Source organism: Shewanella halifaxensis HAW-EB4, assembly GCF_000019185.1.
Classification (GTDB): Bacteria; Pseudomonadota; Gammaproteobacteria; order Enterobacterales; family Shewanellaceae; genus Shewanella; species Shewanella halifaxensis.
The window spans coordinates 1,077,094-1,103,396 of record NC_010334.1 but is presented as its reverse complement, the minus strand read 5'-3'; the positions used below and the strand labels follow the sequence as shown (position 1 = coordinate 1,103,396).

Annotated in this window: 21 protein-coding genes; 11 read left to right on the top strand and 10 right to left on the bottom strand. The window is 45.4% G+C overall.

The genetic code is table 11. From position 1 onward, the window contains the following. The first annotated feature begins 60 nt into the window (after positions 1 to 60). Positions 61 to 696 carry a response regulator gene (locus SHAL_RS04515; protein ID WP_012276011.1) on the top strand — a complete coding sequence of 212 codons (636 nt, stop codon included), beginning with the start codon at positions 61 to 63 and terminating at the stop codon, positions 694 to 696. A 91-nt stretch (positions 697 to 787) separates the two neighbouring features. Here SHAL_RS04515 and SHAL_RS04510 read toward each other — a convergent pair whose 3' ends face one another. Then, positions 788 to 1,159: a YacL family protein gene (locus SHAL_RS04510; protein WP_012276010.1), complete on the bottom strand. Its 372-nt coding sequence runs from the start codon at positions 1,157 to 1,159 to the stop codon at positions 788 to 790. 178 nt (positions 1,160 to 1,337) lie between these two features. On the opposite strand from SHAL_RS04510, the gene SHAL_RS04505 reads away from it, so the two are divergent. Next, complete coding sequence (locus SHAL_RS04505; RefSeq protein WP_012276009.1) at positions 1,338 to 2,663, top strand: phosphatase PAP2 family protein; 1,326 nt, start codon at positions 1,338 to 1,340, stop codon at positions 2,661 to 2,663. Positions 2,664 to 2,732: 69 nt separating this feature from the next. Here the strand turns inward: SHAL_RS04505 and fkpA are convergent, their stop codons facing one another. Beyond that, positions 2,733 to 3,503, bottom strand: coding sequence for an FKBP-type peptidyl-prolyl cis-trans isomerase (fkpA, locus tag SHAL_RS04500; protein ID WP_012276008.1), 771 nt, complete (start codon positions 3,501 to 3,503; stop codon positions 2,733 to 2,735). 457 nt (positions 3,504 to 3,960) lie between these two features. Between fkpA and SHAL_RS04495 the strand changes: the two genes are divergently transcribed. The 5 genes from SHAL_RS04495 to SHAL_RS04475 all read left to right on the top strand — a co-directional run bounded on the left by SHAL_RS04495 (position 3,961) and on the right by SHAL_RS04475 (position 9,878). Beyond that, the gene (locus SHAL_RS04495; protein ID WP_012276007.1) at positions 3,961 to 4,203 is read left to right on the top strand and encodes a SlyX family protein; all 243 of its coding nucleotides are present in this window, start codon (positions 3,961 to 3,963) and stop codon (positions 4,201 to 4,203) included. 294 nt (positions 4,204 to 4,497) lie between these two features. Next, the gene (locus SHAL_RS04490; protein ID WP_012276006.1) at positions 4,498 to 5,865 is read left to right on the top strand and encodes a COG3014 family protein; all 1,368 of its coding nucleotides are present in this window, start codon (positions 4,498 to 4,500) and stop codon (positions 5,863 to 5,865) included. Between the two features lie 23 nt (positions 5,866 to 5,888). Continuing rightward, positions 5,889 to 6,482 carry a penicillin-binding protein activator LpoB gene (lpoB, locus tag SHAL_RS04485; protein WP_190273622.1) on the top strand — a complete coding sequence of 198 codons (594 nt, stop codon included), beginning with the start codon at positions 5,889 to 5,891 and terminating at the stop codon, positions 6,480 to 6,482. A gap of 269 nt (positions 6,483 to 6,751) precedes the next feature. Next, a complete protein-coding gene (gene pepN, locus SHAL_RS04480; protein ID WP_012276004.1) occupies positions 6,752 to 9,421 on the top strand; it encodes an aminopeptidase N in 2,670 nt (889 codons plus the stop codon). 244 nt (positions 9,422 to 9,665) lie between these two features. Next, a complete protein-coding gene (locus tag SHAL_RS04475) occupies positions 9,666 to 9,878 on the top strand; it encodes a hypothetical protein (protein WP_012276003.1) in 213 nt (70 codons plus the stop codon). Positions 9,879 to 10,234: 356 nt separating this feature from the next. Here the strand turns inward: SHAL_RS04475 and SHAL_RS04470 are convergent, their stop codons facing one another. Then, complete coding sequence (locus SHAL_RS04470; RefSeq protein ID WP_012276002.1) at positions 10,235 to 10,795, bottom strand: phosphoribosyltransferase; 561 nt, start codon at positions 10,793 to 10,795, stop codon at positions 10,235 to 10,237. Between the two features lie 446 nt (positions 10,796 to 11,241). After that, positions 11,242 to 13,008, bottom strand: a complete 1,767-nt coding sequence (locus SHAL_RS04465; RefSeq protein WP_012276001.1) for an alkaline phosphatase D family protein — start codon at positions 13,006 to 13,008, stop codon at positions 11,242 to 11,244. Between the two features lie 207 nt (positions 13,009 to 13,215). On the opposite strand from SHAL_RS04465, the gene SHAL_RS04460 reads away from it, so the two are divergent. Continuing rightward, positions 13,216 to 13,716: a toxin-antitoxin system YwqK family antitoxin gene (locus tag SHAL_RS04460; RefSeq protein ID WP_012276000.1), complete on the top strand. Its 501-nt coding sequence runs from the start codon at positions 13,216 to 13,218 to the stop codon at positions 13,714 to 13,716. Between the two features lie 292 nt (positions 13,717 to 14,008). On the opposite strand, the gene SHAL_RS04455 is transcribed toward SHAL_RS04460, so the two are convergent. Next, on the bottom strand, positions 14,009 to 15,118 hold the full coding sequence (locus tag SHAL_RS04455; protein ID WP_150102058.1) for an endonuclease/exonuclease/phosphatase family protein: 1,110 nt from the start codon (positions 15,116 to 15,118) through the stop codon (positions 14,009 to 14,011). Positions 15,119 to 15,185: 67 nt separating this feature from the next. Beyond that, positions 15,186 to 16,130: a DUF808 domain-containing protein gene (locus tag SHAL_RS04450; RefSeq protein WP_012275998.1), complete on the bottom strand. Its 945-nt coding sequence runs from the start codon at positions 16,128 to 16,130 to the stop codon at positions 15,186 to 15,188. Between the two features lie 283 nt (positions 16,131 to 16,413). Between SHAL_RS04450 and rpiA the strand changes: the two genes are divergently transcribed. Then, positions 16,414 to 17,073 (top strand): ribose-5-phosphate isomerase RpiA, encoded by a 660-nt coding sequence (rpiA, locus tag SHAL_RS04445; protein WP_041415846.1) that lies wholly within the window; start codon positions 16,414 to 16,416, stop codon positions 17,071 to 17,073. 282 nt (positions 17,074 to 17,355) lie between these two features. Here rpiA and SHAL_RS04440 read toward each other — a convergent pair whose 3' ends face one another. Next, positions 17,356 to 17,970, bottom strand: coding sequence for a LysE family translocator (locus SHAL_RS04440; RefSeq protein ID WP_012275996.1), 615 nt, complete (start codon positions 17,968 to 17,970; stop codon positions 17,356 to 17,358). Positions 17,971 to 18,097: 127 nt separating this feature from the next. Between SHAL_RS04440 and SHAL_RS04435 the strand changes: the two genes are divergently transcribed. Continuing rightward, positions 18,098 to 19,135 (top strand): GlxA family transcriptional regulator, encoded by a 1,038-nt coding sequence (locus tag SHAL_RS04435; protein WP_012275995.1) that lies wholly within the window; start codon positions 18,098 to 18,100, stop codon positions 19,133 to 19,135. 410 nt (positions 19,136 to 19,545) lie between these two features. Then, positions 19,546 to 20,856, top strand: coding sequence for an NAD(P)/FAD-dependent oxidoreductase (locus SHAL_RS04430; RefSeq protein ID WP_012275994.1), 1,311 nt, complete (start codon positions 19,546 to 19,548; stop codon positions 20,854 to 20,856). A gap of 704 nt (positions 20,857 to 21,560) precedes the next feature. Here the strand turns inward: SHAL_RS04430 and SHAL_RS04425 are convergent. The 3 genes from SHAL_RS04425 to SHAL_RS04415 form a co-directional block, all read right to left on the bottom strand. Beyond that, the gene (locus SHAL_RS04425; protein WP_012275993.1) at positions 21,561 to 22,058 is read right to left on the bottom strand and encodes an outer membrane beta-barrel protein; all 498 of its coding nucleotides are present in this window, start codon (positions 22,056 to 22,058) and stop codon (positions 21,561 to 21,563) included. Between the two features lie 698 nt (positions 22,059 to 22,756). Then, positions 22,757 to 24,016 (bottom strand): SLC5/6 family protein, encoded by a 1,260-nt coding sequence (locus tag SHAL_RS04420; RefSeq protein WP_086020046.1) that lies wholly within the window; start codon positions 24,014 to 24,016, stop codon positions 22,757 to 22,759. An 873-nt stretch (positions 24,017 to 24,889) separates the two neighbouring features. Further along, entirely contained in the window at positions 24,890 to 26,203 is a 1,314-nt protein-coding gene (locus SHAL_RS04415) for an L-cysteine desulfidase family protein (RefSeq protein WP_012275991.1), read from the bottom strand. Positions 26,204 to 26,303 lie beyond the last annotated feature (100 nt).

Below are 26,303 nucleotides of genomic sequence, written 5' to 3'. Positions count from 1 at the left end.
GGAACAATGATTTTTTAGCATATTTACTTAGACGTATATACCTCAGCAGGAGGCCTTAAAATGGGAAAGCCCTATTCGGTTCTAGTAATTGATGATCACCCACTATTACGACGTGGGATCTGTCAGCTTGTCACTTCTGACTCAGACTTTACCCTGTTTGGTGAAGCGGGCAGTGGTCTAGATGCGCTATCAGCAGTTAGCGATAACGAGCCTGATATTATATTGCTCGACCTTAATATGAAGGGAATGACGGGTTTAGACACACTGAATGCCTTAAGGCAAGAAGGCGTCACCTCTCGTATCGTGATTTTAACGGTATCCGATGCCAAGCAGGACGTGATTCGTTTAGTTCGTGCAGGTGCTGACGGTTATTTATTAAAAGACACCGAGCCTGATTTACTACTTGATATGCTCAAAAATGCCATGCTCGGCCATCGTGTTATTAGTAATACTGTTCAAGAATATTTGTCGGAACTAAATAGTTCAGTCAATGAGCAAGAGTGGATCGAGAACCTTACCCCTAGAGAGCTCGAAATTCTCCAGCATTTGGCCGAAGGTCAAAGCAACCGTATCGTTGCAGAACAGCTTCATATTAGCGAGGGAACAGTAAAGGTGCATGTGAAAAACTTACTGCGTAAAGCCAACGCCAAGTCTCGTACAGAGATGGCAGTACGCTACCTAAATCAGCAATCCTAAGCCAGTAAGATAGACGATTAGATCAAAAAAGCAGCCAAAGGCTGCTTTTTTCGTTCTTAATTTGCTCGAAAATAAATCTGAAGATCGGCAATCATTTTTCGTCGACGAAACGGCGCCAACTCACCAGCACTTCATAAAAATCTTCTAATCCACAAAAGGCTTCCGACTCGCCATCATAAAATGACATAGACTCATCAAGTTCTTGATCTTCGTTATCTTCGATATCGTTGGCAAAAACTCTTGCCTGCTCAGTATCAAGCTCAAGCGACAAGGCTTTACCCAGCAAACGCCATTCATTGCCTAGACCGCTTTGTAATCGCTCTATTTGCTGGCAGATCTCAACATACAGATCGGCATTATCGGCAAGCTCTTCTGATAACCAAAAACCTATTGCCTCATGGTCCATACTAAAACGAGCAAATACTGTATCGGTAATGGTGTTGCGTAAAAATTCGTATTCCATAATTTAGCTCAAAATAAAAATCACTCTCAGAGACTATTTTAACGCAATAACCACCAGCACGCCCATTCATTAAAGTTAAAATACCCCACCAAACCAAACTCACAAAAACGCAACCAATTTAAAACAGTCGAAACAAAAATTGATACAATCAACAAAATTTATTACAAGGACGACCGCAATGCCCACAACAAAACCAGTAGTCTGTTTAAGCATTACCACTGCGCTAGCCTTATCCACACTTAGCCCACCTTTATATGCTCAGAGTGAAATCTTTGACGGACAGTCAGGCACCATTTCAGACATAGGTGATGTGGTACAGATTGCTCTGCCCGCTGGTGCGCTTATCGGTAGCCTCTGGATCGGTGATACAGAAGGCGCTTGGCAATTAACCAAAGGCGTTGCGGCAACGGCCGCCATCACCCATACCATGAAATTTGGTTATGAACGGCTTCGCCCTGATGGTAGCGAGAGTAATTCCTTCCCATCGGGCCATACCTCCGCGGCATTCTCAGGTGCAGCCTACATTCATCATAGATACGGTAATACATGGGGCATACCAGCCTACGCAGCAGCCACTTTTGTTGGCGCAAGCCGAGTCTGGGCTAACCGCCATTATGTGGACGATGTTTTGGCGGGCGGATCGATTGCGGTATTAAGTAGTTTATATTTTACTGATCCTTACAATAATTCAGATCTGGTTGTAGTACCCAGCTTTGGTGAAAACCATATTGGGTTAGCAATGAGCTATACCCCAGGTCTCAATGGCCCTAAAGACAAGAGGCCAAACCAAAATACCGAAATTTGGGGTGAAAAAAAACAGACCTTGCTGCACAGCTATTCGCTGTTAGTGGGTGGCTTCGATACCGAGAAGAACCAGATCAACGAAGTAGGCCAAGACAGCTTCGATCTTTATGACTTCAGCCGCGAATCGGAACCTAACACCTATGCCGCAGCGCAACTGCGCTGGGGACTCGATGAATCTCAATATCTTTCATTTGGTTTTGCCCCGATGGAAGCTCGAGACACCACGATATTGAAACAAGATATCAATTTTGGTGGAAAGAGTTACCACGCAGGTTCAGAAGTCGTTTCTGCCTATCGAAATTGGATGTTGAGTGCGGATTACGTCTACAAGCTACTCGCAGATAGCGACTGGATTCTCGATGTCGGTGGCGGAGTCAGTATTGTTGGGCAATCGATTCGCCTAGATAACATCAATGGTGAGAATTTAAGTGAATATGACGATCTGTTTTTTACGCCAGCTGCGAGTATAGAGGCGGGTTATCACTTTACCGAGAGTCTCTCGACCACCATAGGGTATCGCATCTCAGGTTTATCCGATTTCGATCAAGAAAGTCTGTGGCTAAGTATTAACTATCAGTTGAATGATCGTTGGGCTACCTCCCTGTTTGCCGGACAGATCAATCAAACTACTGATACCGATGACTACTACAACGATGCACAGTTCGATTATGGCGGATTTGCCGTGACTTACGCATTTTAATACTTAAATCAAGCCAATAAAAAAGGACGCATATTGCGTCCTTTTTCAGTTCAATCGTTGACGAGCAAATTAGTGTGCGTGTGCAGCATCTGCTTCAGCAGCTGGAGCCGCCTTTTCGATATCTAGCAATTCAACTTCAAATACCAATGTTGAATTTGCAGGGATAGTACCTGTATCACGGTCGCCATAAGCAAGGTCTGCTGGAATAACAAACTTGTACTTAGAACCCACAGACATCAACTGAACGCCTTCTGTCCAACCTGGAATAACACGGTTCAGTGGGAAGGTTGCAGGCTCGCCACGTGCTACTGAGCTATCAAACTCAGTGCCATCAGTTAATGTACCTACATAGTGTACTTTAACGGTGTCTTCAGCCACAGGCTTGTCACCCGTACCTTCAGTGATCACTTCGTATTGTAGACCAGAGTCTGTGGTCACAACGCCTTCTTTAGCCTTGTTAGCATCTAAGAAAGCCTGGCTTTCAGCTAGGCTCTTCTCTGCCAACATAGCAGCCTGTGCCTGACGCTTTTCATTTAGCTTCTCGTCAAGACTTTGCAAAATCGTTTGCATCTCTTCTTGAGTCAGTTTTAGCTCACTGTTTAAGCCTTCGCTAAAACCAGTAACGATTAGGCTTCTATCCACATTTAAACCAAGCTCTTCTTGCTCTTTGATGTGGCCAGCCATGTAGGTACCAATTGATGCGCCAACGCTGTAGGCTTCTTTTTGCGCTTCAGTTTTTAATTCAACAGGGGCATCGACAGCAACGGCTTGCTCTTGATTACACGCTGTTAGGCCAACGACGGCCAAAGCCACTAGTGAATATTTATAAATCGATTTCATTAAAGCTTCCTCAGCATTTTCGCGTGGTTACACTAACCTAATACTTATATTTAGGCGAACCACTCTATACTAGTTAAATAGGTTATTCCAATCAGATTAACGAAAAGCTTATTGATTGAAATTAACCGCACTTTTTCGATGCATATTATACCAATTGGTATTAATCAATTATGCATTGTGCGATAGCGATAGTTGCGGTTTTGGCCTATTAACTTAGCAATGATTATCTTATTCGTCATCTAGCAGACAGCAGAAATCGGTGCAAGTTCATTCATATCTGCAACTTAATGCACTTTTAACAGCTTCCATTCAGCTTTCAGACTCATAACTACGCGCTCAAAATCTGCTTCTTTTTAAAAGCGAGTTTCCATAAACCTAGGCAGGCGTTGTATACTCATAGCCACAAATAGGATCACAAACAGATCCTTATGTTCCCATTAAGTGGTGCACTCAAGCTATGAGGTCGCCCTATCCATCAGAGGTTAATTTGGATAATTTAGAAAATCGTGTCGAAGAGCTAGAAATGAAGATCGCGTTTCAAGATGGCACTATTGAAGAGCTAGATCAGCAAGTTATCAAACTGAACCAAGCACTTGCCTTACAACAAGAACAACTTAAGCTCTTAATCAGTAAATTTCAGGCGGTTGAACCGAGTAACATGGCTAGTCAAGCAGATGAGACTCCGCCGCCTCACTATTAACCGCCCCACCTTAAGATAAGCCGCGTAATCGAGCATAAACCGTACAAGAAAATGAGTACTAATTGCGCATAGATTTAAGGCATTCATCTTATGTTCAGCTTGAAAGCACTATAAAAGCCTTGATATAACTATGAAACATAGTAAGTTTTATAGTTATATCGATGAGTGATCCGTTACCATTTATAATCAATTTAGAATAATAAAGATAAGCCAAACTGCTTTAAACAATTCAGCCTAACTCTGTTAGCAATCAAGGAAGGCGATGCCACTAACGCAAATTAAAGAGATCCGGGAATGAGACGTTTACTACTGCTGGCTACAATAATGCTCAGCCTTAGTGGCTGCGCGTTTAACAGTATTTTTATTAATTACCCCTCTCAAATGGCCCCAGTTAAAGCTCAGCTCAATTCGCCCACGCCACAAAACGCAGCCAAGATAGTCGAGGAAAAGATCAATGGCGCTGATGGGCTACTCTACGCCCAAGAAGCGGGAAGAAGTGCGCAAATAGCCGGTAACTTCGATGCCAGCAAAAAATACTATCAGCAAGCAGTTTCAGCCTATTTAGCGTTCGATGATAAAGCCAAACTCAGCCTCAGCGATGCAGGAGCGACAGCAAGCAGCCTATTTATCAACGATAATGTCATTCCCTATCGAGGCCCCGGTTACGAGCGTATCATGCTGCACCAGTATCAGGCGCTAAACTACCTGTTTGCAGGCGACCCGCAAGGCGCACTAGTGGAAGTACGTCGCAGTAATGAGCTGCAAAGCCAAGAGCAAGAGCGCTACCACAAGTCTAACAAGTCAGTGCAAGCCATGGCCAACGGCACCATAGACGCCGAAATGAATAAACTCAGCAAGGCTGCGGGCACAACCACCAGCTCCTTCTTAAATGCCTATAGCTATTACACCACAGGCATGTTGCACGAGATCTTAGGCGAGCCCAATGATGCCTTTATCGACTATCGAAAAGCAGCGCAGATCACCCCAAATAACCCTTACCTGCAAAAAGACTTAGTCAGACTCGCCAAGCAACTCTCTATGCCACAGTATGACGAATTTAAGAAACGCTGGGGCGATGCGGTTATGCCAAATAAAGGTGATGGCCAAGTCATCATCATGTTAGAGCGCGGCTTCGTTCTAGAGAAACAAAGCTTTACCGTTCCCTTTACGATTCACGGCAATTGGCAGACGGCCTCGTTAGCCACCTATTATCCCAATAGACAGCCAGTGAGACAGGGACAGGTGCAAGGGTTAGGCACTGTGCTAAAAACGGCGCCTATTGCCAATATCGATGCCTTAGCCATCACAGCCCTAAAGGAGGAACTACCAGCCGCCCTTGTGAGACAGGCTGCTCGGATCTATGCCAAGTCTGAAATGGCTCAGAGCGTCGAGAGTCAAACTAAGAAACGCAATAATGATATCGATTACGCCTCTATCGCCATGCAGATATTTAACGTGGTTTCTGAGCAGGCAGATAGACGCAGCTGGTTAACCCTACCTGAGCAAGCCCAAATTGCACGTTCATACGTGAAAGCTGGTAGCTACTCACTAATGCTGGACAACGATCCAGCCGATCCCATTGAAGTTAAGAGTGGACGTACAACCTTAGTCTGGATAATTGACACTGGTAATTACACCCGTTTTTATTCAATAATCATTTAGCAATCACTTGTATGGAACTTACTATGAAACATCTAAAAGTCATTTTTATTCTTACAGCGGTAATAGGTTTATCAGCCTGCCAATCTAAAGTTGAATACGGTGATGCCACTGAGGTAGAAACCGTTAACGAAAACTTTGGCTCAACCGATCTACAGGCTATTGCAGCCAAGATGGTCGACAGTATGCTGACCTTTCCACCCGTTGTAGCAATGACGGCGAACGATCGCCCAATCATCTTCGTCGATAAAATTAAGAACAAGACTTCTGAACATATCGATACAGAGTCGGTAACCGATTCAATCAGCAACAAGCTACTACGCTCGGGTAAATTCCGCTTTATCGATATGACTAAGGTCGATTCTGTGCGTAAGCAGCTCGATTATCAAAACAACTCAGGCATGGTTGACCCATCGACAGCTATTAACTTCGGTCGTCAAATCGGTGCGCAGTACATGCTATACGGCAACCTTTCTAGCATCGTTAAGCAAGATGGCAGCACTAAAGATGTTTACTACAAGATGACCATGCGTCTAATGGATCTGGAAACAGGCTTAATCGAATGGTCTGATGAAAAAGAGATCCGCAAAGTTAAGTCTAAGTCTTTCTTAGGCCTATAATTCTCTAGAGAATGACCCATCAGTAATTAAGCCAGCAGTACGCTGGCTTTTTTATTGGCTCATTTGCTCACCGGCATTGCTACAAAAATGACGTGTTTTAATGCTTCTTCGGCAACTCGAAATAAGGTAACTTATGCCGCTTGTGCTATGGTTCCTTGGACTGATGGTTGTTGCCATAATTCCAATCAGTGGCACGCCGAAATCAGGCTAGAGTTTAAATAGAATAATAAGGGCTAAAGCCCGCTGGGTTTAATATTAAGGAAGTTGTTTTGAAGTTGCTGCACACAGGTTTTGCCGCCGCACTATGTTGTTCTTTGATCGCCACCAATGTCAGTAGTAAAGAGTTAACAGCCCAGCGCGATGCCACTCCTTATATTAGTCAACAAGTGGCCGCCGCGCGCGCCGAGCGAATTTCAGAAGTGGAATATGATCTCGACTTTACCCTGACAGAGCAGCAATTTAGCGCCATCAGCAAAGTCAGTTTTGAGCTCAGCGATACCAAGCAGCCGCTGAGTTTAGATCTCAATCAAGCTGTGATAACAAGCTTTGCCATCAATGGTAAGCAAGTCTACCCCAACTACAACAATAGCTATATCAAGCTTAACCCACGTTTACTCAACAGCGGTAGCAACACTATCGAAATGGCGTTCACTCGCCAGTACAATAGTGATGGCGAGGGCCTACACCGCTTTGTCGACCCTATCGATGGCAAGGTCTACCTCTATTCTCACTTTGAGCCTGCAGCCGCACAGCAGATGTTTGCGGTATTTGATCAACCCGATCTTAAAGCGACTTATAACTTATCAGTAACCGCTCCAAAAGCCTGGACGGTGATCAGCGCTATGAGAGAAACCTCGGTTAGCGAGCAAGGTGAGCAACGTCGCTGGCTGTTTCCGACATCACCTAAACTCAGCCCCTATAATTTTTCGATGCACGCAGGCCCTTATCAGGAGTGGACAGATAACTCAGGTCAATATCCACTGCGCTTATTTGCTCGCCAATCCGTCGCCAAACAGGTTGATGAGAAAGATTGGTTTAACTATACCCAGCAAGGGTTAACCTTCTTCGATGATTACTTTGATATCCCCTATCCATTCAAAAAGTACGATCAAATCTTGGTTCCCGATTTTCTCTATGGTGCAATGGAGAACGCGGCCGCTATCACCTTCAGTGAGAGTCATTTCCTGTCAAATAGCGAGATGACCGCCACCGAGAAGCAGCGTCTCGCCAGTGTGATAATGCATGAGATGGCCCACCAATGGTTTGGCAACCTGGTCACCATGAAATGGTGGAATGGCCTATGGTTAAATGAAAGCTTCGCCTCATTTATGGGGACTCAGGCCACCAGCCAAATAGACGAGTTTAGCCATGCTTGGCGCAGCTTCTACGCCAAGAACAAACAGGACGCTTATCATCAAGACAGCTTAGCCAGTACCCACCCTATTGAGGTTCCTGTCGCCACCAGTCAAAATGCCTTCGATAATATCGATGCCATCACCTACTCCAAGGGTGCATCAACACTAAAACAACTTAACCACCTTCTGGGGGAGAAAGTCTTCCAAAAGGGAGTGCAGCACTACTTAGCTCAATACAGCTACCAGAACGCCGAACTAAAAGACTTTATCGCCAGCCTAGAGCAGGTTTCGAAACGAGACTTAAGCCAATGGAGCCAAGACTGGCTTTACAAAGCTGGCGTCAACACAATACAAGCAGAGTTTACTTGCAGTAATGACCGGATCAGTAGCTTTAGTCTCAAGCAAACTGCGCCAAGGGGCTTGCCCACCTTGAGAGAGCAAAAGGTACAACTCGGCCTATTCACTCAAGGTCGAAATCGCTTATACCACAACATCAGCGTCCCCGTGACCTACAGCGGTGCCATCACCGAAGTGAAGCAAGTTATCGGCCTACACTGTCCGGCTTTGGTCTACCCTAACTATCAAGATTGGGGTTTTGTTAAAGTCAGCCTAGACCCAACATCATTTAAAGCGGCCCAAGCTAACTTATCCTCAGTAAAGGATCCATTTCTTCGCTCAATGCTGTGGCAGAGCCTGTGGGACAGCGTTGAAAATGGCAGCCTATCGTTAAATGATTACATGGGCACAGTGCTGATTAACTTACCCGGCGAGCGCGACCTCACCATCTTAGAACAGGTGTTAACGAGTTTATCTAATGCGCGGATCTATCTAGATAAGATGGCACCTATCAATCAAGGCTATGCCAAAAAAGCGATAAGAGCCATTGAGCAGATGAGTCTGAGAAAGGTGATGGTCAACAAAGGCAACCGCGACATTCAGCGCCGCTGGTTTGATACCTATATTGAATTTAGTCGCAGCAAAAATGCCTTAAATCATATTGATTCACTATTAAAGCAAACCGCGAGTATTAAAGGCATAGAGATAGACCAAGACCTTCGTTGGAAAATGGTTATTCACCTCAATCGCTATGGGCATCGTAATGCACGCTATTGGTTGGATATAGAGCGCTCTGTCGATAACTCTGATAGCGGTCAAAAGTCGGCAATCGCCGCTGAAGTCATCCGTCCGGCTCCAGCTAACAAGCAACGATGGTTAAGCCGAACGCAACAGGCAACCAACCTGCCTTTTGCTAAGGTGCGTACTGTGATGGAAAACCTGTACCCCAGTGAGCAGAAACGGCTAAGCGCCGCTACGGCGGAGCAACGACTCGCCACACTCGCCGAGCTAGAGAGGAGTAAAGACCCTGTCTTTATGCACAGCTACAATAAGTCGCTAATTCCAACGGACTGCAGCTATGCCAATGCCAATCGATTACAACAGCTCATAGGGTCAGTTGAGTCAGTTGAGTCAGTTGAGTCAGGCCAGACACAAAGGGCACTATCAGATACAAGCCTGCGTACGCTCAAAGAAGCTGCACAATATGAGCAGAAGTGTTTATTGATTAAATCTAAGATGAAGCATTAAGGCGAAATGAAGGTTCTAGGTCCTAGGAAAAGCAAGGATCAAAGCATCGTAATGTCCACTTCTTTGCTTCCCGATTTTCCTATCTTTTCCGTAAGCGCAGCGTTCCGTAAGTGACGCTGTCACGTTCCCTAGGCCGCAGGGCGTTCGCTGTTACCGTCTTTGCTCTCCCTAGAACCTGCTTTAAAACCTAACCCCTGTTTTGCCGCTATAATTGAGTAGCACTTTACTCATCAAGGAGCGACATATGGGGCCCTTTACGGTTGCCGCGCTGGCTATCATAGGCGTTTTTGCTTTCGCGGCTTTTAAGGAATACAACAAGCACAAAGGTCGGGTCGAACTCGACGAATTAGTGAGTGTTAAGACCGAGCTAGAAAGGCTCAGAGAGCGCGTTGGCACACTGGAAAAGATAGTGACAGATAAATCTTACCAGTTAAAAGATGAGATAGATAAGCTTTAGGTTTAGGAAAAGCTAAGATGGAAATGCTGGTACAAGCTGAGACAGAAAAAAGCCGATAAATGCCAAGACGGGTAGAGCCGGAAATGCTACGGCAAGACGTTTTTGTAAGTCGGCATTTATGCCGTCATCTTTGATGGGCTAAAGCCCAACCTACATTAAAAAACACAATTCCCTCTTTTTATTTTATAGCAGGACGAAGTCCGCTCTAGCCGCGAAGCGTCCTCGCAATGAGTCGCGAGAGCTCTAGATTCTTAAAAACAGGGTTAAATCCGGTTCTAGGCTCTAAACACAAAAGCCACCTGTCGGTGGCTTTTTAATGCTTGCTCAAGCTCCAGTGAACTTACACTGTAACAAGCTTAAACAAATAGGTGTTTAATGTTTTTCAGGTCACCCTTGCCTTCGGCAAGCTCTTCAGGCGACAGACCTGAAACTTCGTGCGGGAACACTAACCACTCATCCGATTCATGGATAAAATAGTCAGGCTTTAATGGCACCGCTGTATTTTGTGGCTTGTAGTATGGGCAAGCAATACGCACATCTTTTGGCATATTCAAGCGCATCAAATCGCTTAAGTTTTCCATCAATGCATGGATACTGCGACCCGAGTCAAACACGTCATCAACAATCAATAGGCCATCATCGGCATTGGCGTTTTCTACAATGTAATGTAGGCCGTGTACCTTGATCTGCTTGCTTTGCTTGTTAATGCCATAGTAAGACGAAGTACGTACCGCAATATGGTCAGTTTCAACCTTCTTGAAATCGAAAAACTCTTGCACCGCGATACCAATTGGAGCACCACCACGCCAAATACCCACGATGAACTGTGGACGGAAGCCACTCTCATAAACTTGCGCCGCTAATCGAAAAGAATCTTCTAGCAACTCTTGTGCGGTAATAAAGCATTTCTCTGACATCTGACCGTCCCCATCTTGTTATTAATATCTAAATTAGGTCTTATACCTATCACAACATCAATTGCTCTACTTGTAGCAACACTCTGACGAGGAGCATTAAAAATTAGATAATAAAAAATAATAAGTTAGCTCAAAGGGTATCTTTGCCTAACTCACTCTTATCCAATAAGAATAGATCAAAAACAGTTTAGCTGATTAGTATAAAAAGGCGGATGATGACATCTATTCCAAGATCAGCAATAGGGCCTGTTAATCGTCAAAACGTATTAACCGCTTAAAGTCTAAGCACCCACCAGATTTTGGAGGCGAATTCTATACTAAAACTGCCGTTATTACTGCAAAAAATCGAAAAACTTATGCCGCTACCACTAAAAAAATAAGGGCCGTCCTACGGCAGCCCTTATTTAAAACCAGTGAACCAGAGTCACACCCTTGGCGACTAAGACTTAACTAACCACTTCAAGCGTATGGTTACCCACTTTAGTCACCATAGAGAAATTACGTTCAGTATCTTCATTAAAGTCACGAGTATAGATGGTGTCGACATAGCGCCAGTCGCTGCGCACCTCTTGATGGGTAAAGGTCAATATCATCAAGCCGCGGTTCATCAAGTTGGCGTAGGCAAGATTATCGACCAGTTCGATAATTGCCGCCTCTGTTGCAGGAATATCTTTAGCATCGATACCGAGATAATACTCAAGACCGGGAGATGATACCGAGCTGGTTGCAAACTCGACTCCAACGGCGTCACCCGCCGCATCTTTGAGCTCATTCGCCCAAGCGTTATGGGTATCTCCAGCAATCACGACTAGGTTCTTCGCCTGTGATTTGACCGTCGCCAAAATCACTTCCCGCTCGTAGGCATAACCATCCCATGCATCCAAGTTATAAGGGATAGATGGCAGCTGCAGCAGAGCCATCGTTTCAGGCGTCAATTTATGGCCATAGAAAGACAGGTACTTAAGCTCATCTTCGGTTAACGTCGGGTCACCGGCTGCTTTGCGAGCAGCAAATTGGGCTAACGCTGCCAGCTGACCAAACTCAGGGATCGACAACTGTTGGGTGGCGATAGCCGCTGGCAACATCATCTGCCCCATCAATACCTGCTGACCCAGCACCTGCCAAGTTGTAGTGGAGGTTAGCAAGGCCGTTTGCAGCCAAGCTTGCTGTGTTTGGCCGAGCATGGTTCTGTTAGTGTCGGTCACATCCGCCATAAAGCGAGCGCCATCTAAGCCGCCAGTCGCCGCGTCCATATACTCGGCGTAATCCAGAGGCTTATCTCGGCCAAGTAGTCGGGTATCGAGCATATGCAGGTCGACCAAGTCACCAAACTGGAATGAGCGATAGATCTCTTCATGATTCCCCTCACGCCATGGACGAATCGGTAGCCACTCAAAATAAGCCTGCAGCGCCGCCTCTTTACGGGCATCGAAGTCGCCTTCATCATCGTTATGATTCTCCGCCCCATCACGCCAACTATCATTGGCCACTTCGTGATCATCCCATACCGTGATAAACGGCGTTTTACCATGGAGTTTCTGCAAACTAAGATCGCTGCGATACTGACCATAACGGGTGCGATAATCTGACAGGCTTATCAGTTCGCCTTCGGGCAGGACCTCACGCCCAAGCTCTGCGGCACGCTCACTGGCATAACCGCCACGAGCATACTCATAGATATAGTCACCTAAGTGGATCACCGCATCGAGATCGTCCATTCTGGAGGCCATCTCATACACATTAAAATATCCTGCAGGGAAATTCGCACAGGAGACCACGGCGAATTTTGCACTATCAATAGCGCCTTGCGGCAAGGTCTTGGTCATCGCTGCATGAGAAGTTTTACCGCCTGTTTTAAAGCGGTAGAAATACTGCATCCCAGCTTCAAGACCAACGGCATCGACCTTAACCGTATAGTCTCGCTCGCTGCTGGTCATGGTTTCACCATTACTCACTAACTGGGTGAATGCGGCATCGGTAGATACCTCCCACGACACCTTGATATCACCATCGCGCTTAGGTGTAACACGAGTCCAAAGGATCACCGCGTCATGACTAGGATCGCCACTTGCTAAGCCATGTAAGAATTCAGCATAAATGCCATTGTCGTCATCGTCACTGCTACAGCCCATCAGGCCATATGATACGACGGCCGCGCCTACGCCTTTTGCCGACATCGTCAAAAAGTCTCTTCGAGTGAAAGGTCGTTTCATTGTTATTATTCCTTTAATATTAGCGTTCTAGTTTTACTTATGTGGTACGAGGTCTAATCAGCCTGAATACTAAAGCACCACCATGACACGAAAAAGATAAATATGTAAATAGATTGTTAAATCTCAATTAATTTAATCGGCAGGTTATTATTGTCAGCAAAACATCAAGAAATTTAGTGGTATTCCGCCTAAAAGGAGCAAAGGATAATGTGTAGGGCTATTTCAGTATTGGCAGTATTGATTACGTTACTTAGCGGCTGTAGCAGCACAGAGCAAGGCGTGATCTTTGACGAGTTAGAGCAAAGAGCTGGTGTTATCTACTATCAAGACGCTCTCTATACTGGGATATTTATACATAAAGACAAACTGCAAAGAGTTAGGGCTAAAGGTTACCTTATCGACGGCCAACTCCAAGGAGAAGTTGTCAGCTATGATGGCTATGCCAGAGTAACAAGAACCGAACACTTTAAAGATGGCAAACCGCATGGGATCCTAACCAAGTTTTATGAAGATGGCACAGTAGAAGAACAAGGCCAATTTGAGGCGGGCGAAGCTGTCGGAAAATGGCTGCTTTATTATGAAAGTGGCGCCCTAGCTCGTGAGTCTTTTCACAAAAATGACCGACCAGAAGGACAGTGGACGTATTTTAATGAAGATGGAACGATTAAAGAAACACGAGTCTATAAAAACGGTCAATGGATAGAATAATACCAATCAGTATAAAGATTTGGTCGCTCAGCGAGAATTTAGCGGTTCTGATGCAAGGCAACGAGTGAAGAGCATAGTTGCTCTACGGTTTAGCTCGTTAACACAGCAGCTGAGCCGCTAAAACTCGCCATTCTGGAGCGTTTTTGGCTGCCTACTTCAGCGTTGAACAGCTTTACAAGGGAATAGCCATTCTTACAGCTATTCGCCTTGAATTAGTTTGCCAAAAACCGCTCTGAGTAGATCAACTTCTTATACTGATTGGTATAACATCTCTACAAAGCCAGCTTTAACGTTAGCGCCTAATGCGTAAGGTGCAAATAACCGGAGCGTGGTCGCTACTGTGGCTATCGCGCTCAAAGCTTGGGTTCACTAAGTGCCTGTCTTCGGTGTGATAATCACACACCTCGGCAATACTCTTGTGATAGCTGGGGTCGAAATCTGCCGACAACAGAATGTAATCCAGCACATTACCGCTGGCGCCGTAGTAATGAGTCGGCGTTCTTGATGCCCGCACTTTAGCCTGCATTAACTCTTCCTCTACAGCGACGTCATCAAGGTTTTTATCTGCAGTCTCCACGCCAAATAGATCCAGCAGTCCTTGCTGAAACAGCTTATAAGCATCGGTTAGCGGAAAATTCGCTAACTCGCCAAGCCCCTCTTTTTCAAAACGCAGTTCACGCGTTGTCAGTGCCGATAACACCGAGCTACTTAGCTCATCGTTAAAGTCACCCATTAACACCATAGGTTGATTAGTCTCAATGCGCCTTTGTAGCATGGCATGAAACAGTAACGCCGCTTCACTGCCGCGCTGAATACTCGACGCCCACTGACCTAGACTGTTACGCCCTAATAGCTCACCAAAATTAACCAAAGGTGCGGCGGACGATCTATTTGCTGTTTGAGTAAACTTAGGCTGCGGCAATTCATCCAGATGCGGGCGTTTAGATTTAAAGTGCACCACGTAGATATCGCAAAGGCCTATTTGCGGCAACTGCACCGTGGCGCGAAGTGGTTTACGGCTATAGGCAAAGTTTTGATTTAAACCAAGCCCAGCTGCATATTGGCTATCCACCTCTATCGACACCACCTCTTCAAAAGCAAATTTTGAAGCGAGACCCACAACGGGGTCGCGGCAGATATAGTCATCAATAATCGTCGGCGAATCGACCACCGCAAAATGCTTATAACCCGCCTCACTCATCTGCTGCGCTAGCGCATCGGCCGAGAACACCTCTTGGAAGCCAATCACATCAGGCTGATGCCGCGCCAAAAAGTCTGCTAGCCAGCGCTGCTTTTTATGCCACTGCTCTTTGCTGTAGATATTCTCAAAATCGTAATAAGCCAAAGGCGGCTCAATATAATTAAACAGGTTAAAGCTGGCGAGTTTGAGCCTGTTACTCATATTGCTTGGCCTACTCTCTGTCATTGAATGCTGTACCTATAAATTGTTCTTTTAGTTGTGTTATCTGCTATTTAGCCGCTTTAGCGTCGCCCTTAAGCTTCATAAACAGTTGCATCAGCAATACCGCCAAGGCACCAGCTATGACACCAAAGATGGCGTTTAAAATACTCGGCGTGATAAAGGCAACCACTGGGCCGACAAACTCAAAGGCCGCGATCCACTGCGCCGCATGGCTGATCTGCTCACCAACCCAATGCCAGCCGTGAGTTAAGATCCCGCCACCCACCATAAACATGGCAATCGTGCCCACGACCGATAAGGTCTTCATCAGATAAGGCGCTGAGTTAAGTAACATTAAGCCAAAACGACGCTTAAAATTGGCCCACAGCCCTTCACCAGGACGCTGACTCAAATAAAGCCCCGCATCATCGATTTTAACAATGACAGCCACTAAGCCGTAGACGCCAATAGTCATCACGATAGCGATTACACTTAGGGTAAAAAACTGAGTGCTTAGGCTCTTATCGGCAACGATACCTAAGGTGATGGCGATGATCTCTGCCGACAACACAAAGTCGGTGCGTATCGCGCCCTTTACCTTGTTGGCCTCATACTCTTTAAGATCGGTTATCTCCTCCTGCGTAGCCTGAGTCTCATCTATCTGATGATGCTTGTTAGCCGAGTAGCTATGATAGATTTTCTCGAAGCCTTCATAGCAGAGATAGAGGCCACCAAACATCAGAAGAGGTATTACCGCCCAGGGAATGAAGGCGCTGATCAACATAGCCGCCGGCACTAAGATACACTTATTCTTAAACGAGCCTACAGCCACAGCCCATACAACGGGTAGCTCTCTATCGGCACTGACGCCCGACACCTGCTGAGCGTTGAGGGCTAAGTCGTCACCCAGCACTCCCGCCGTTTTTCGGGCGGCGACTTTACTCATTGCGGCGACGTCATCTAAAATCGTCGCGATATCATCTAACAAGGTTAATAAGCTGGCCCCTGCCATATCGACTCCTTTATCACTGAGCGGCGCGTGTCCACGCCGATATTTAATCTAACTACCCATCTAAATAATACTTACACTATAGCGGCTATTGTGAATAAGCTAATGACAATAAACGGTTAGCCACAGCAGGAAATGCACCATCATTCGACTCAAGGTAAACATGATACGCCTCACGTGTCACTTTTAAAGCAAAATTCAGCCGCGCTCACCACGTTAAACGAGTATACTGACGGCAATATTTTTAACCTTGTCTTTAACATTATCTTTAATAAAGGATTTCATGATGACTCAAGATGAAATGAAAAAAGCTGCCGGATGGGCTGCTCTTCAGTACGTAGAAGAAAACAGCATTGTTGGCGTAGGTACAGGCTCAACGGTAAATCACTTTATTGATGCACTTGCTACAATGAAGTTCGATATCGAAGGTGCGGTATCGAGCTCTGAAGCATCAACAGAAAAAATGAAGGCCCTAGGTATTCCTGTTTTTGACCTAAACAGCGTCGACGAGCTATCTGTCTATGTTGATGGCGCCGATGAGATCAACGGCCATATGGACATGATCAAAGGCGGCGGTGCAGCACTGACTCGCGAAAAGATCGTTGCAGCCGTTGCCGAAAAGTTTATCTGTATCGTTGATAACACTAAGCAGGTTGATATTTTAGGCGATTTCCCACTGCCTATCGAAGTGATCCCAATGGCACGTTCGTACGTGGCTCGCCAGATTGTTAAGCTTGGCGGCGACCCTGTTTACCGTGAAGGTTGTGTAACCGATAACGGCAACATCATCTTAGATGTGTACAACATGAAGATCATGAATCCGAAAGCGTTAGAAGAGCAGATCAACGGTATCGTGGGTGTGGTAACTAACGGCCTGTTCGCCATGCGCGGCGCAGACGTGTTGTTAGTTGGTACTCCTGACGGCGTTAAAACAATTACTTATTAATTGTTTTTTGAGCCTTACTGTTCGGTGGGAAGCTTTCCACCATCGCTAAAGCCACTCGTTTGAGTGGCTTTATTGTTTTTTGCATCAAATTTTATTTAGGCGTTACCGAGGCACACTCTGCCAAGAGATAAATAGGCGCTAACTCCACCTGTCTATTCGGCTAACTCGACTAACTCGACTAACTCGACTAACTCGACCAAATCCTAATTCAGCTTAAGGCCCCTCACCAAGCTCTTCTCGCCAAGATCTTCTCGCCAAAATTCCCCTCACAAAATCCCCCTCTTAATTATTGTATAGAGGTAGGCTAGCTCCAATCAGAGTAAAGAGTCCGCCACAACACTGGTTGAAACGCTTGCCGCTACGGGCTAACCATGGACGAAGCTTAGTCGCGACCCTTGCTATCAGGTATTCGACAACAAATTCTATCACCGCGAACGTGGCGGCCATCACGATAAACTGCGCAAGCAGTGGCTGTTCGGGCTCGATAAATTGAGGCAAGAAGGCACCGAAAAACAATAGCACCTTAGGGTTAGTTATTGCTGCCAATGCTCCTTGTCTAAATAGCGCCAGATCACTCACTGATTGAGCCTTAGTCACGGGTTGCAACTCTATTGCCGGAGAGCGCCAAATACGTATCCCCAACCAAATAAGGTATATCCCACCTATCCATTTAAAGACTAAAAGTAGATCCGCTGAGGCCAGCAGCAATGCGCCTATGCCAAACATGGTGAGCGCGATCAATACAACAAAACCTAGCACGCCTCCAGTAATGGTAAATAGCGTCTTTCTATGTCCATACATTACCCCATGAGTTAATGCCATAAGTCCATTAGGGCCGGGAGCGAGCGACAAACCAATAATTGCCACGAGATAAATCAACCAAGTGTCTAGTGCCATACTTTTACCTTTAATTGAGCGATAGTATCTATATAAAAAACGGATTATAGGGGAAGGTAAGAATCGCCACTTGATACAATCAAGACAAAATAAGGTAATATTTAGACATTATTTTGTGAGAAATCATATGTCGAATTTAAATAGTAAGAATGCGGTGTCCAACAGCCCAATTAACGCCCCCGATGTACGCTTTCTTCTACTGCCCTTACCAGAATTTAGTATGCTGCCTTTCGGCGGTTTCCTCGATAAATTGCGTTTTTCTGCCGATGAGGAAGACTACAGTCAGCAGCAATATTGCGCTTGGCAGATTGTCGGGTTAGAACCTTGTCACCTCTTATCCAGTAGTGGGGTCTCAGTTGAGATCAAAACCACTATTGAGGACATTGAGTTAGCCGATTATGACTACTTGGTGGTATTTGGCGGCCGCAGCGCTCGAAGCTGCCAGCAGTTACCCAAACAATATCAAGATCTATTGCGCTTAGCGGCGGCTAAGGGAGTGACACTGGTCAGCATTGATAATGCCTGTTTTCTTTTTGCCGCAGCGGGCCTGCTTAATAACCACAGCGTAGCGGTTCACTGGCGTCACGTACAAGAGTTTCGAACCGCTTTTCCTCGCATCGATATTGGCACCGAACAGCTCTTTTGCATCGATGGAAAACGGATCAGCTGTGCCGGTGGCAGTGCTGCCATCGATCTGGCCGTAGAGCTATTAGCACGTCACTGCGGCCGCATAAAAGCTCTGAAGGGACTGGCGGATATGCTTGTGGATGAGGCAAGAGAACAGCGCCACCAACTCAAGTCTCTGGATGCCAATATTCAAATAAATAATACGGCTAGACGCCATGTTGGCCGCGCCATTAGTCTGATGCGCCAGTTGTTAGCAAGCTCTGAAACGGTCGATGAACTTGCAAATAGGTTGGCAATAAGTCGACGTCAGCTCGATAGGCAGTTTAAAGATTGTTATGGGCAGACAGCGCGTGAGTACTGGGCCGAAATGCGACTACAACATGTGTATTGGCGAGTGGTTAATTCTGATCATAGTTTGCAGTACTTGGCAGATGAAGTTGGCATTCAAGATGTGAGCTATCTGTGCAAGGTGTTTCGAAAGCGGTTCGGCAATAGCCCGAATTCATTACGCAAACCTATTGCCTTAGCAATAGATTAGCAGACACGTTAAAGATCGTGAGCGTCCAGCCACAGCAATCCCCGTTTTTTCAAAGCTAATACGCAATCAGATTTCACTCATCACCAACTTTACACTTGCCAATTATCGAGTCAGGTGGTTTTATCACCTCCCTCTGGAACAGTGCCATTCTCTTCCACCCACAAATAGGCGAGCTAGGGATCTTAATGATACCCGCAGATTCGATAATAAAACCTTAGCCAAGCGCAAGCAGCAAGCCCCGATGAGTGTGCCTGTGGATAGTCAGCTCCTTTAAAGGCTGCGTTAGTGACTAGCCCATCATTAAAAAAATTCATCTAGCTTAGGTTTATCAACAACACTTGATTTAGAACAATTCCTGTTCGTCAGTCCCCTGTAGTTTATCCACTAAAATCAGGGCATCAGGAAAGAAGATGACAGTCAAACAGATGAAGAACACTTCCAAGGATGTTGCAGTAATAGGTGGCGGCATTATAGGGGTCTGCAGTGCCTACTACCTCCATAAGGCAGGTAAGTCTGTGGTGGTTATCGACAAGGATGAGATAGGTAAAGCCTGCTCCTTTGGTAACGCGGGTTACATTACCCCGAGCCACTTCATTCCGCTGGCGGCTCCGGGCATGATCCAAAAAGGCATTAAGTGGATGTTAAACCCACAAAGCCCCTTCTACGTGCGCCCAAGTCTCAATGTCGATTTCTTAAAATGGCTACTGTCTTTCGCCAAGAAGTGTACGCCGCAACATACCCTTGCAAGCCAGCAAGCGATTTTAGATATCAATCTTAAATCCCTTGAGCTGTATCAGGCATTACACCAAGAGGCAGAGTTTGACTTTGAGTTCCACCAAAATGGCCTGCTGATGCTCTGTAAAACCCAGCAAGGTTTAAACGATGAAGCGGCAACGGTGATGGCAGCCAACAAACTCGGTTTGAAAGCGAAAATGTTAACTGCCCAAGCGCTGAAAGAGTTAGAGCCCAATATCAAACTCGATGTGATGGGCGCAGGCTTCTATCCAGAAGACGCGCATATTGCCCCTTATGAGTTTATCGTGGCGATGAAAAACTACTTAGCCGCTCAAGGGGTAGAGTTCAGGGAGCACTGCGAGATCACCGGCTTTACTACCGATACTAGCAAGAGCGAAATTTGCGCAGCAACAACAGCAATCGGCGAAATTAACGCAGATGAATTTATCCTCGCCAACGGCGCATGGTCGCCAAAACTCGCCAAACAGCTGGGCTTTAGTCTACCGGTACAACCCGGCAAAGGGATCTGTATCAGCTTCGATAGCGCTCCCGTTAAAGACGGCGCCAAGCTTGAGTGCCGCACCCCGTTTATCTTAAGTGAAGCCAAGGTTGCGGTCAGTCCGCTAGATAACGGCATTCGATTTGGCGGCACCATGGAGTTAGGGGTGTTATCGAGCCAAGAATCTTCAGGGATCAGCCACAACAGGATCAAGGGACTCACTAAATCCGCAGCACGTTATCTACCGGATTTGGATACCACTCAAGTTGACCCCAAAGAGTTTTGGTCAGGCTTTCGCCCTTGTAGCCCAGATGGTCTGCCGATAATAGGCAGAGCGCCTCAGTTAGCAAATCTCACCTTAGCAACCGGACACGCCATGATGGGTCTCAGTCTTGGCCCGATAACGGGCAAGCTGGTTAGCGAGATCATTGCCAAAGAGGAAACCTCTCTAGATCTCACCCCTTTTTCACCGCAGAGGTTTGGATAAAATGGGAGCTTTCTCTAAAAGACTAGTGAGAATGATCTAAACGAAAAATGGACACAAGCGGCTCACCACGGCGAATATGGCGAAGCCATGTGCTAATAAGCGAGAGCTAGGGATAGCGAACAGGCCCTTAAACACGGATGTTATTGGAACAAAGAGGTCACGAAGAAAGGCAACAGCTCGTAATCAGCTCACATGCCACTACTTCTGTGGGACGCTATAAAGCCCTCCTTGGCCGCTCTGCGGTTTCATCCTTGAAACCGAAGCCCACAGCCGCATCGACATCTGACTATTCATCTCTGCGAACGAGCCCACTCAGATGTTGGTGATCACTGTTAATTCTCACTATTGCTGAAACGGTTTGGGACTGAACCTCGTTAGTACAAAAGGTATGAAGGTAAGTCGTGGGATTAGGAAATGTATGGTAATCAAATAAAGTTTTCACTGACCCTGCCCCCAATTATTTGACCGTTGTTTGATCATGAGGATAGCGAGTTTGATTACTTCTGATTCACCAAAGCAGCTGTCTGTATTAATCCAAAGCCACAAGACCCGTAAGGGTGTGGCGGTGCAGCTAAAGCTGATGCGCAACAGCTGCCAAGCAAAAATCGATGCACTAATGGCGCACTTGGTTATTAGTTGCAGGAGGTAACTCCTGCTTAGACATATAGCTCCCGATCCAAGCTGAAGCTATATGCATAAATTAGTTAGAATTTATAAGCAAAGTTAATACGTGTAACATTCGCACTTATTTCAGATAGTTCGTCTAATTTCAGATTTCCAAACTCTGCAGAGATAACATAATTTTTAGCAATCTGCACTTCAGCACCGGCACCAACAAATATATAGTTGTCATCACCAGAATAATTATATATTGTGGCCTTTCCTTCGCCATAAGCCACTGTTAAATATGGATGGAACCCAAGATAATCATCTCCAAATTTGACACCTATTTTTGTATCAATTTGGATTTCCTCTAATTCTTCTATTTGTAAAACGTCTATATCTTCACCAAGACCGTAAGTCAAACCTACAGTTCCCCAGAAAGTTTCACCTTCAAAGACAACTCCTCCTTTCAGTTCTACAAAATTAACCCCATCAATATCAGCAACACCAGCACCAAGGTAAGGAGAGGTATCAACTGCCATGGCAGAAGTAGAAGCTGTTAATAATACAATCAAAGCTAGGGTAGATAATTTGTTCATTACTTAAATCCTTTTATAGTTGAATTTGTTATGCACAATCTAATATAGCAGGCGTCGGCAGAGCCGCCATCAACCTAGGCCTCATGTTTTCATTCGATGGGATGGAGAGTGTGACTAGTTCTTCCTTACTCTGCTATGTCCCCCTGAGCTTTCTATCTAGGTTATAGTGTAGTGGCACACTGAATTTGGCCAACTAAACAGAAGCTTTTGCATAAAATAATATATAGCAACTCCAGTATCACTCGATGCAGTCAAGCTCACGCCATAACTAACTTTGGGGCATTTTCAATTTATAAATCGAACCACCATAGCTAAATGAAGGCACCAATTGCTCTGTGTAGATACGGCTGTGAGCTTCGGTTTCAGGGATGAAACCGCAGAGCGTATAGGGATATATTTACAGCGTCTCACGGCAGTATCTGCACATGGGGGCGTTCTTTCACATCCATGTGATCACGACATTCGGACATCCTGTCCAGCACCCGCTGCAGGCGATTAGGTACACCTTTACTCAAAGGTAAACACTCTTGGGAGAAAAACTGAGTTAAGGCACTTATAGTAAACACTGGTTCCCCATCGGAGTTGCCGAGTTAATTAACCGTGAACTCACTCAGTAATGGGTCATCATTGGCTTATAAAAAAACCGATGCTGTTATGCATCGGTTTTTTATGGCCTGCTATTTAAAGCTAAATAACAATTACATAAATGCCAGTAATGGTGAGATACACAACAAAACACCCGTCACAATAATCAGGTTAGTTGCCCAACCCTTGTATTTGTTTAAATGTGGCACCTTGTACACCAAGTAAGCTGGGATTAAACAACCCACCATACCGAAGATAGGGCTACAGATAGAGGTGAATGATAGGATTGGTGCATTTAAGGCGATGGCAGACCAAGCCAGTAAAATAATGAATACTGTGATTAATTTATTGACTAGCTCTTTATTAATCTCTGATTCTTTACGGCTACGCAGCAATATGTTCATTGCAATACCACGGCAGGCTTCTTGGAAGGCTAAGAACACACCAAAGAATGACGTAACCACCGCAAAGATGTTAATCACAATACCGGTAACCGTCGCCCATGAGCCTGGGAAGTACTGCGCAATAATTGCCAGAGCTGATATGTTCTGGTTCATCGCCTCAGTCGCTTGCTCTTGACTGATGGCAAAGGTGAAGGATATCGCAAAGAAGAATACCACCACGAATAGGATGGAAAAGGCAATTTTCATTGCTCGCTCAGCCTTGAAGCGCGCAACCTCAATCGACTTTTCGTGTGAGCGATACGAGATAACCATTGGGCTTAACGATTGGATAAACAGAATCGAGGTTAAGGTAAATGGCAGCGTAATAATGGCATTTTTCAGCATTGGGCCAAAATCACCCATACTTGGAATATTCGCCATATCCCAACGCGCCATCAGTAGCACACCCATTACCGCCACTAGCGTCAACACTGTCACAGCCATAAAACCTGACAGTTTAAATAGCAGCTTTTCACCTTTTGAGCCGATAAAGGCCAATATGCAGATTAAGCCTAAACCATAAAATACATTGTCGTTAAGGTATCCCTCTGTGACGCCAAATGAATGCAGGTATGACGCACTGTCATTGGTCACGGCTAACGAATAAACCAGCACCCAAATGACCAACATCAAGAAATAAAGCACACCTAATGCAATACCCCAGTTTTTGCCGAGATAGTTTTCAATAACACCTGGGTAATCGGTACACTTTTTTGACTCCGCTAAGGTGTTAATGAATAACTTTTGAAATAGGTACATTGCTGGGTAACCAATAATGGATGACAACAAAAATACCCATAGTCCCATCACGCCAACCTGAACAGGTAAAAATACAATACCTGCACCGATAGCCATACCAATACTCATCACTATCCAACCCAGGTCGACACTATCAAACTTGGTGGCTTGCTGCCATTCAGCTTTCGTCATATTGGCACGTTCGTGCAAGGGTTGCGCTTGGCTATCACCACTTGGTGCGCCTTGAACTACTTCACTCATATATCAATCCCATTAAATTTGGCAAGTGCCACTGACATGATAAAAATTATAATTATGTTTATGAGAAAACAGGGGTTTTACCGCGTTTACTTAGCCTGAGCATACTCAAGGATGGAGAGAAATTTTTTATTAAAATTCATAGCTATTGGCGTAGATTTAGCAAAACATACTCTCAACTCAGTGATTTTTTCACATCGTTTTTCCGTACTGATCCAGATCAAGAGTTAATCACTTTTGACGGCTCAATAGTTTGATGCCCTTCACCTTATTAGTCATTACCCACCTGCTAACCAGCATTCAGAAACATGACGCATTTCACGATTTTGCTTTTTAGTCATGAGAGGCGTGGCGCACATTTAACGAATTAAAGTGATAGGCACAACTAAACAAAATCAATGCGTGAGCAATATCACAAGCCTATACTTCACCACAATTAGCTTAAAAATCAACCTGATAAGAGAGTTTTTGGCAAACTCACTCGAGACAGCTAGCTCATTTAAGCAAGATGGATGATTTAAGGCTGATGGAATGCTGATTTTGTGAAGCCATTAAACCGGAGGTATGACATGGATGATCAAAGAAAGAGCATTGCTAGAGCGACTAGCCATGAGTAAGAAGCTGTGAGTTTGAAGCCGTGAGTCTGAAACAAGGAGCAATAATTGAACCAGCCTCTCGAGCCTTGATGCATCGAGTCGAGAAACTAAAAAGCCAAGTCGACTCTTAATTGAGTACCGACTTGGCTTAAAATTCTAACTTAAGCTTTTTGATAAGCGCTATTAATCTACTTTATCAAAAAAACCGTGCTTACTTGTGAAGCATAATCTCTAAGATCTGCACATCGGTTTGTGTCATTGCGCCATTAGCCAATGTAGCAAGGTTACAGATAGTTTGATCGACATCATCGGCAACAATACCTTCAGTCCCCGTCACCCGAATGCCATCAATGGCCATCAAGGCAGATTTTACCGCAGATCCTGCTGATGAAGACACTTTCATTGCACAGGAGGCTTTTGCACCATCACAGATAATGCCACTGACGTCGCCAATCATGCTGCAAATGGCAGCACTTATCTGCTCAAGCTCGCCATCAAGCAGATAGGTTATGCCAGCCGCCGCCCCCATCGATGCCGTTGTCGCTCCGCATAAGGCTGAGAGTTTGTTCTGATAGCTCTTAATATAGATAGCCGTTAAGTGCGACAGCATTAACGCACGGATCGTTTGTGTTTCGCTGGATTTGAGAAACTCAGCACAGGCAACGACAGGCATGGTTGCCGCAATACCTTGATTTCCAGAGCCTGAATTACTCATCGCAGGCATCATCGCGCCATCCATTCGTGCATCAGAAGCCCCTGCAGTACGGGCCAATACTTCTGTCAGTAACCCACCAGACAATAAGCCTTTAGCTTGGTTTTTTACCAATGTCGCACCAATTTTCAAACCATAATTACCACTGAGTCCTTCAATGGATAAGGCATCATTTAGGGTTTTGGCCTGCATAATGAAACGAATGTCATCCAATGGTGCTTGCATGGCAAAATCATAAATATCTTGCAGTTTTGCCTCAGTAAATGGGTTGGCTTTGCAGCTGTTATCATTAGTCGTCTTGGCCTGTGACTCAAGTAAACATTGCTCGCCATTTTTTTCAATCGCAATAACTTTGGTGTGGCTATCGGCAATGGTGACGCTCGCCGTTTGCTGCTGATAATAAACGGTGACTTTGGCGTACAGGATGTTAGCCACATCGGCGACCCCAACAGTCACTAGCTCGTTCGCCAGCATCAATTTAGCGGCCTGAACATCGCTATCCTTGATGCTTTTTAACACTTCAAGACCGGCATGGCGATCGCCTGCGATGGCACCAATGGCTGCTGCAATCGGCAAGCCAACCATTCCAGTGCCAGGAATACCCACGCCCATGCCGTTTTTCATTAAGTTGGCAGAAACAGCAACGTCTATTTTAACGTCCAGCTTAACGTTACTGGCTTGGTTTTTTATGCCTAACTCATCAATGGCAATGGCGGCAGCTAATGCAACAGAAATAGGTTCAGTACAGCCAAGGGCTGGAACGACATCGCGTTTAACTGCTTCAAGGAATAAAGGCCATAAGTGTTGTTTCATTGTTCTACTCGCTTCTAGTCATCGACACTATTTGGAATAAAGTCATTGCAATCTTTGTTTCATTGTAATGGATTACTTGAAGAATTATTTTTCCATTTTT

Coding starts and splice junctions, on each gene's coding strand:
- SHAL_RS04515 (WP_012276011.1), top strand. CDS start 61: ATGGGAAAGCCCTATTCGGTTCTAGTAATTGATGATCACCCACTATTA.
- SHAL_RS04455 (WP_150102058.1), bottom strand. CDS start 15,118: ATGAGTAACAGGCTCAAACTCGCCAGCTTTAACCTGTTTAATTATATT.
- SHAL_RS04440 (WP_012275996.1), bottom strand. CDS start 17,970: ATGGCACTAGACACTTGGTTGATTTATCTCGTGGCAATTATTGGTTTG.
- SHAL_RS04465 (WP_012276001.1), bottom strand. CDS start 13,008: ATGAAACGACCTTTCACTCGAAGAGACTTTTTGACGATGTCGGCAAAA.
- SHAL_RS04490 (WP_012276006.1), top strand. CDS start 4,498: ATGAGACGTTTACTACTGCTGGCTACAATAATGCTCAGCCTTAGTGGC.
- SHAL_RS04510 (WP_012276010.1), bottom strand. CDS start 1,159: ATGGAATACGAATTTTTACGCAACACCATTACCGATACAGTATTTGCT.
- SHAL_RS04420 (WP_086020046.1), bottom strand. CDS start 24,016: ATGACGAAAGCTGAATGGCAGCAAGCCACCAAGTTTGATAGTGTCGAC.
- SHAL_RS04450 (WP_012275998.1), bottom strand. CDS start 16,130: ATGGCAGGGGCCAGCTTATTAACCTTGTTAGATGATATCGCGACGATT.
- SHAL_RS04475 (WP_012276003.1), top strand. CDS start 9,666: ATGGGGCCCTTTACGGTTGCCGCGCTGGCTATCATAGGCGTTTTTGCT.
- fkpA (WP_012276008.1), bottom strand. CDS start 3,503: ATGAAATCGATTTATAAATATTCACTAGTGGCTTTGGCCGTCGTTGGC.
- SHAL_RS04505 (WP_012276009.1), top strand. CDS start 1,338: ATGCCCACAACAAAACCAGTAGTCTGTTTAAGCATTACCACTGCGCTA.
- lpoB (WP_190273622.1), top strand. CDS start 5,889: ATGAAACATCTAAAAGTCATTTTTATTCTTACAGCGGTAATAGGTTTA.
- SHAL_RS04460 (WP_012276000.1), top strand. CDS start 13,216: ATGTGTAGGGCTATTTCAGTATTGGCAGTATTGATTACGTTACTTAGC.
- SHAL_RS04425 (WP_012275993.1), bottom strand. CDS start 22,058: ATGAACAAATTATCTACCCTAGCTTTGATTGTATTATTAACAGCTTCT.
- SHAL_RS04415 (WP_012275991.1), bottom strand. CDS start 26,203: ATGAAACAACACTTATGGCCTTTATTCCTTGAAGCAGTTAAACGCGAT.
- SHAL_RS04495 (WP_012276007.1), top strand. CDS start 3,961: ATGAGGTCGCCCTATCCATCAGAGGTTAATTTGGATAATTTAGAAAAT.
- SHAL_RS04430 (WP_012275994.1), top strand. CDS start 19,546: ATGACAGTCAAACAGATGAAGAACACTTCCAAGGATGTTGCAGTAATA.
- rpiA (WP_041415846.1), top strand. CDS start 16,414: ATGACTCAAGATGAAATGAAAAAAGCTGCCGGATGGGCTGCTCTTCAG.
- SHAL_RS04435 (WP_012275995.1), top strand. CDS start 18,098: ATGTCGAATTTAAATAGTAAGAATGCGGTGTCCAACAGCCCAATTAAC.
- SHAL_RS04470 (WP_012276002.1), bottom strand. CDS start 10,795: ATGTCAGAGAAATGCTTTATTACCGCACAAGAGTTGCTAGAAGATTCT.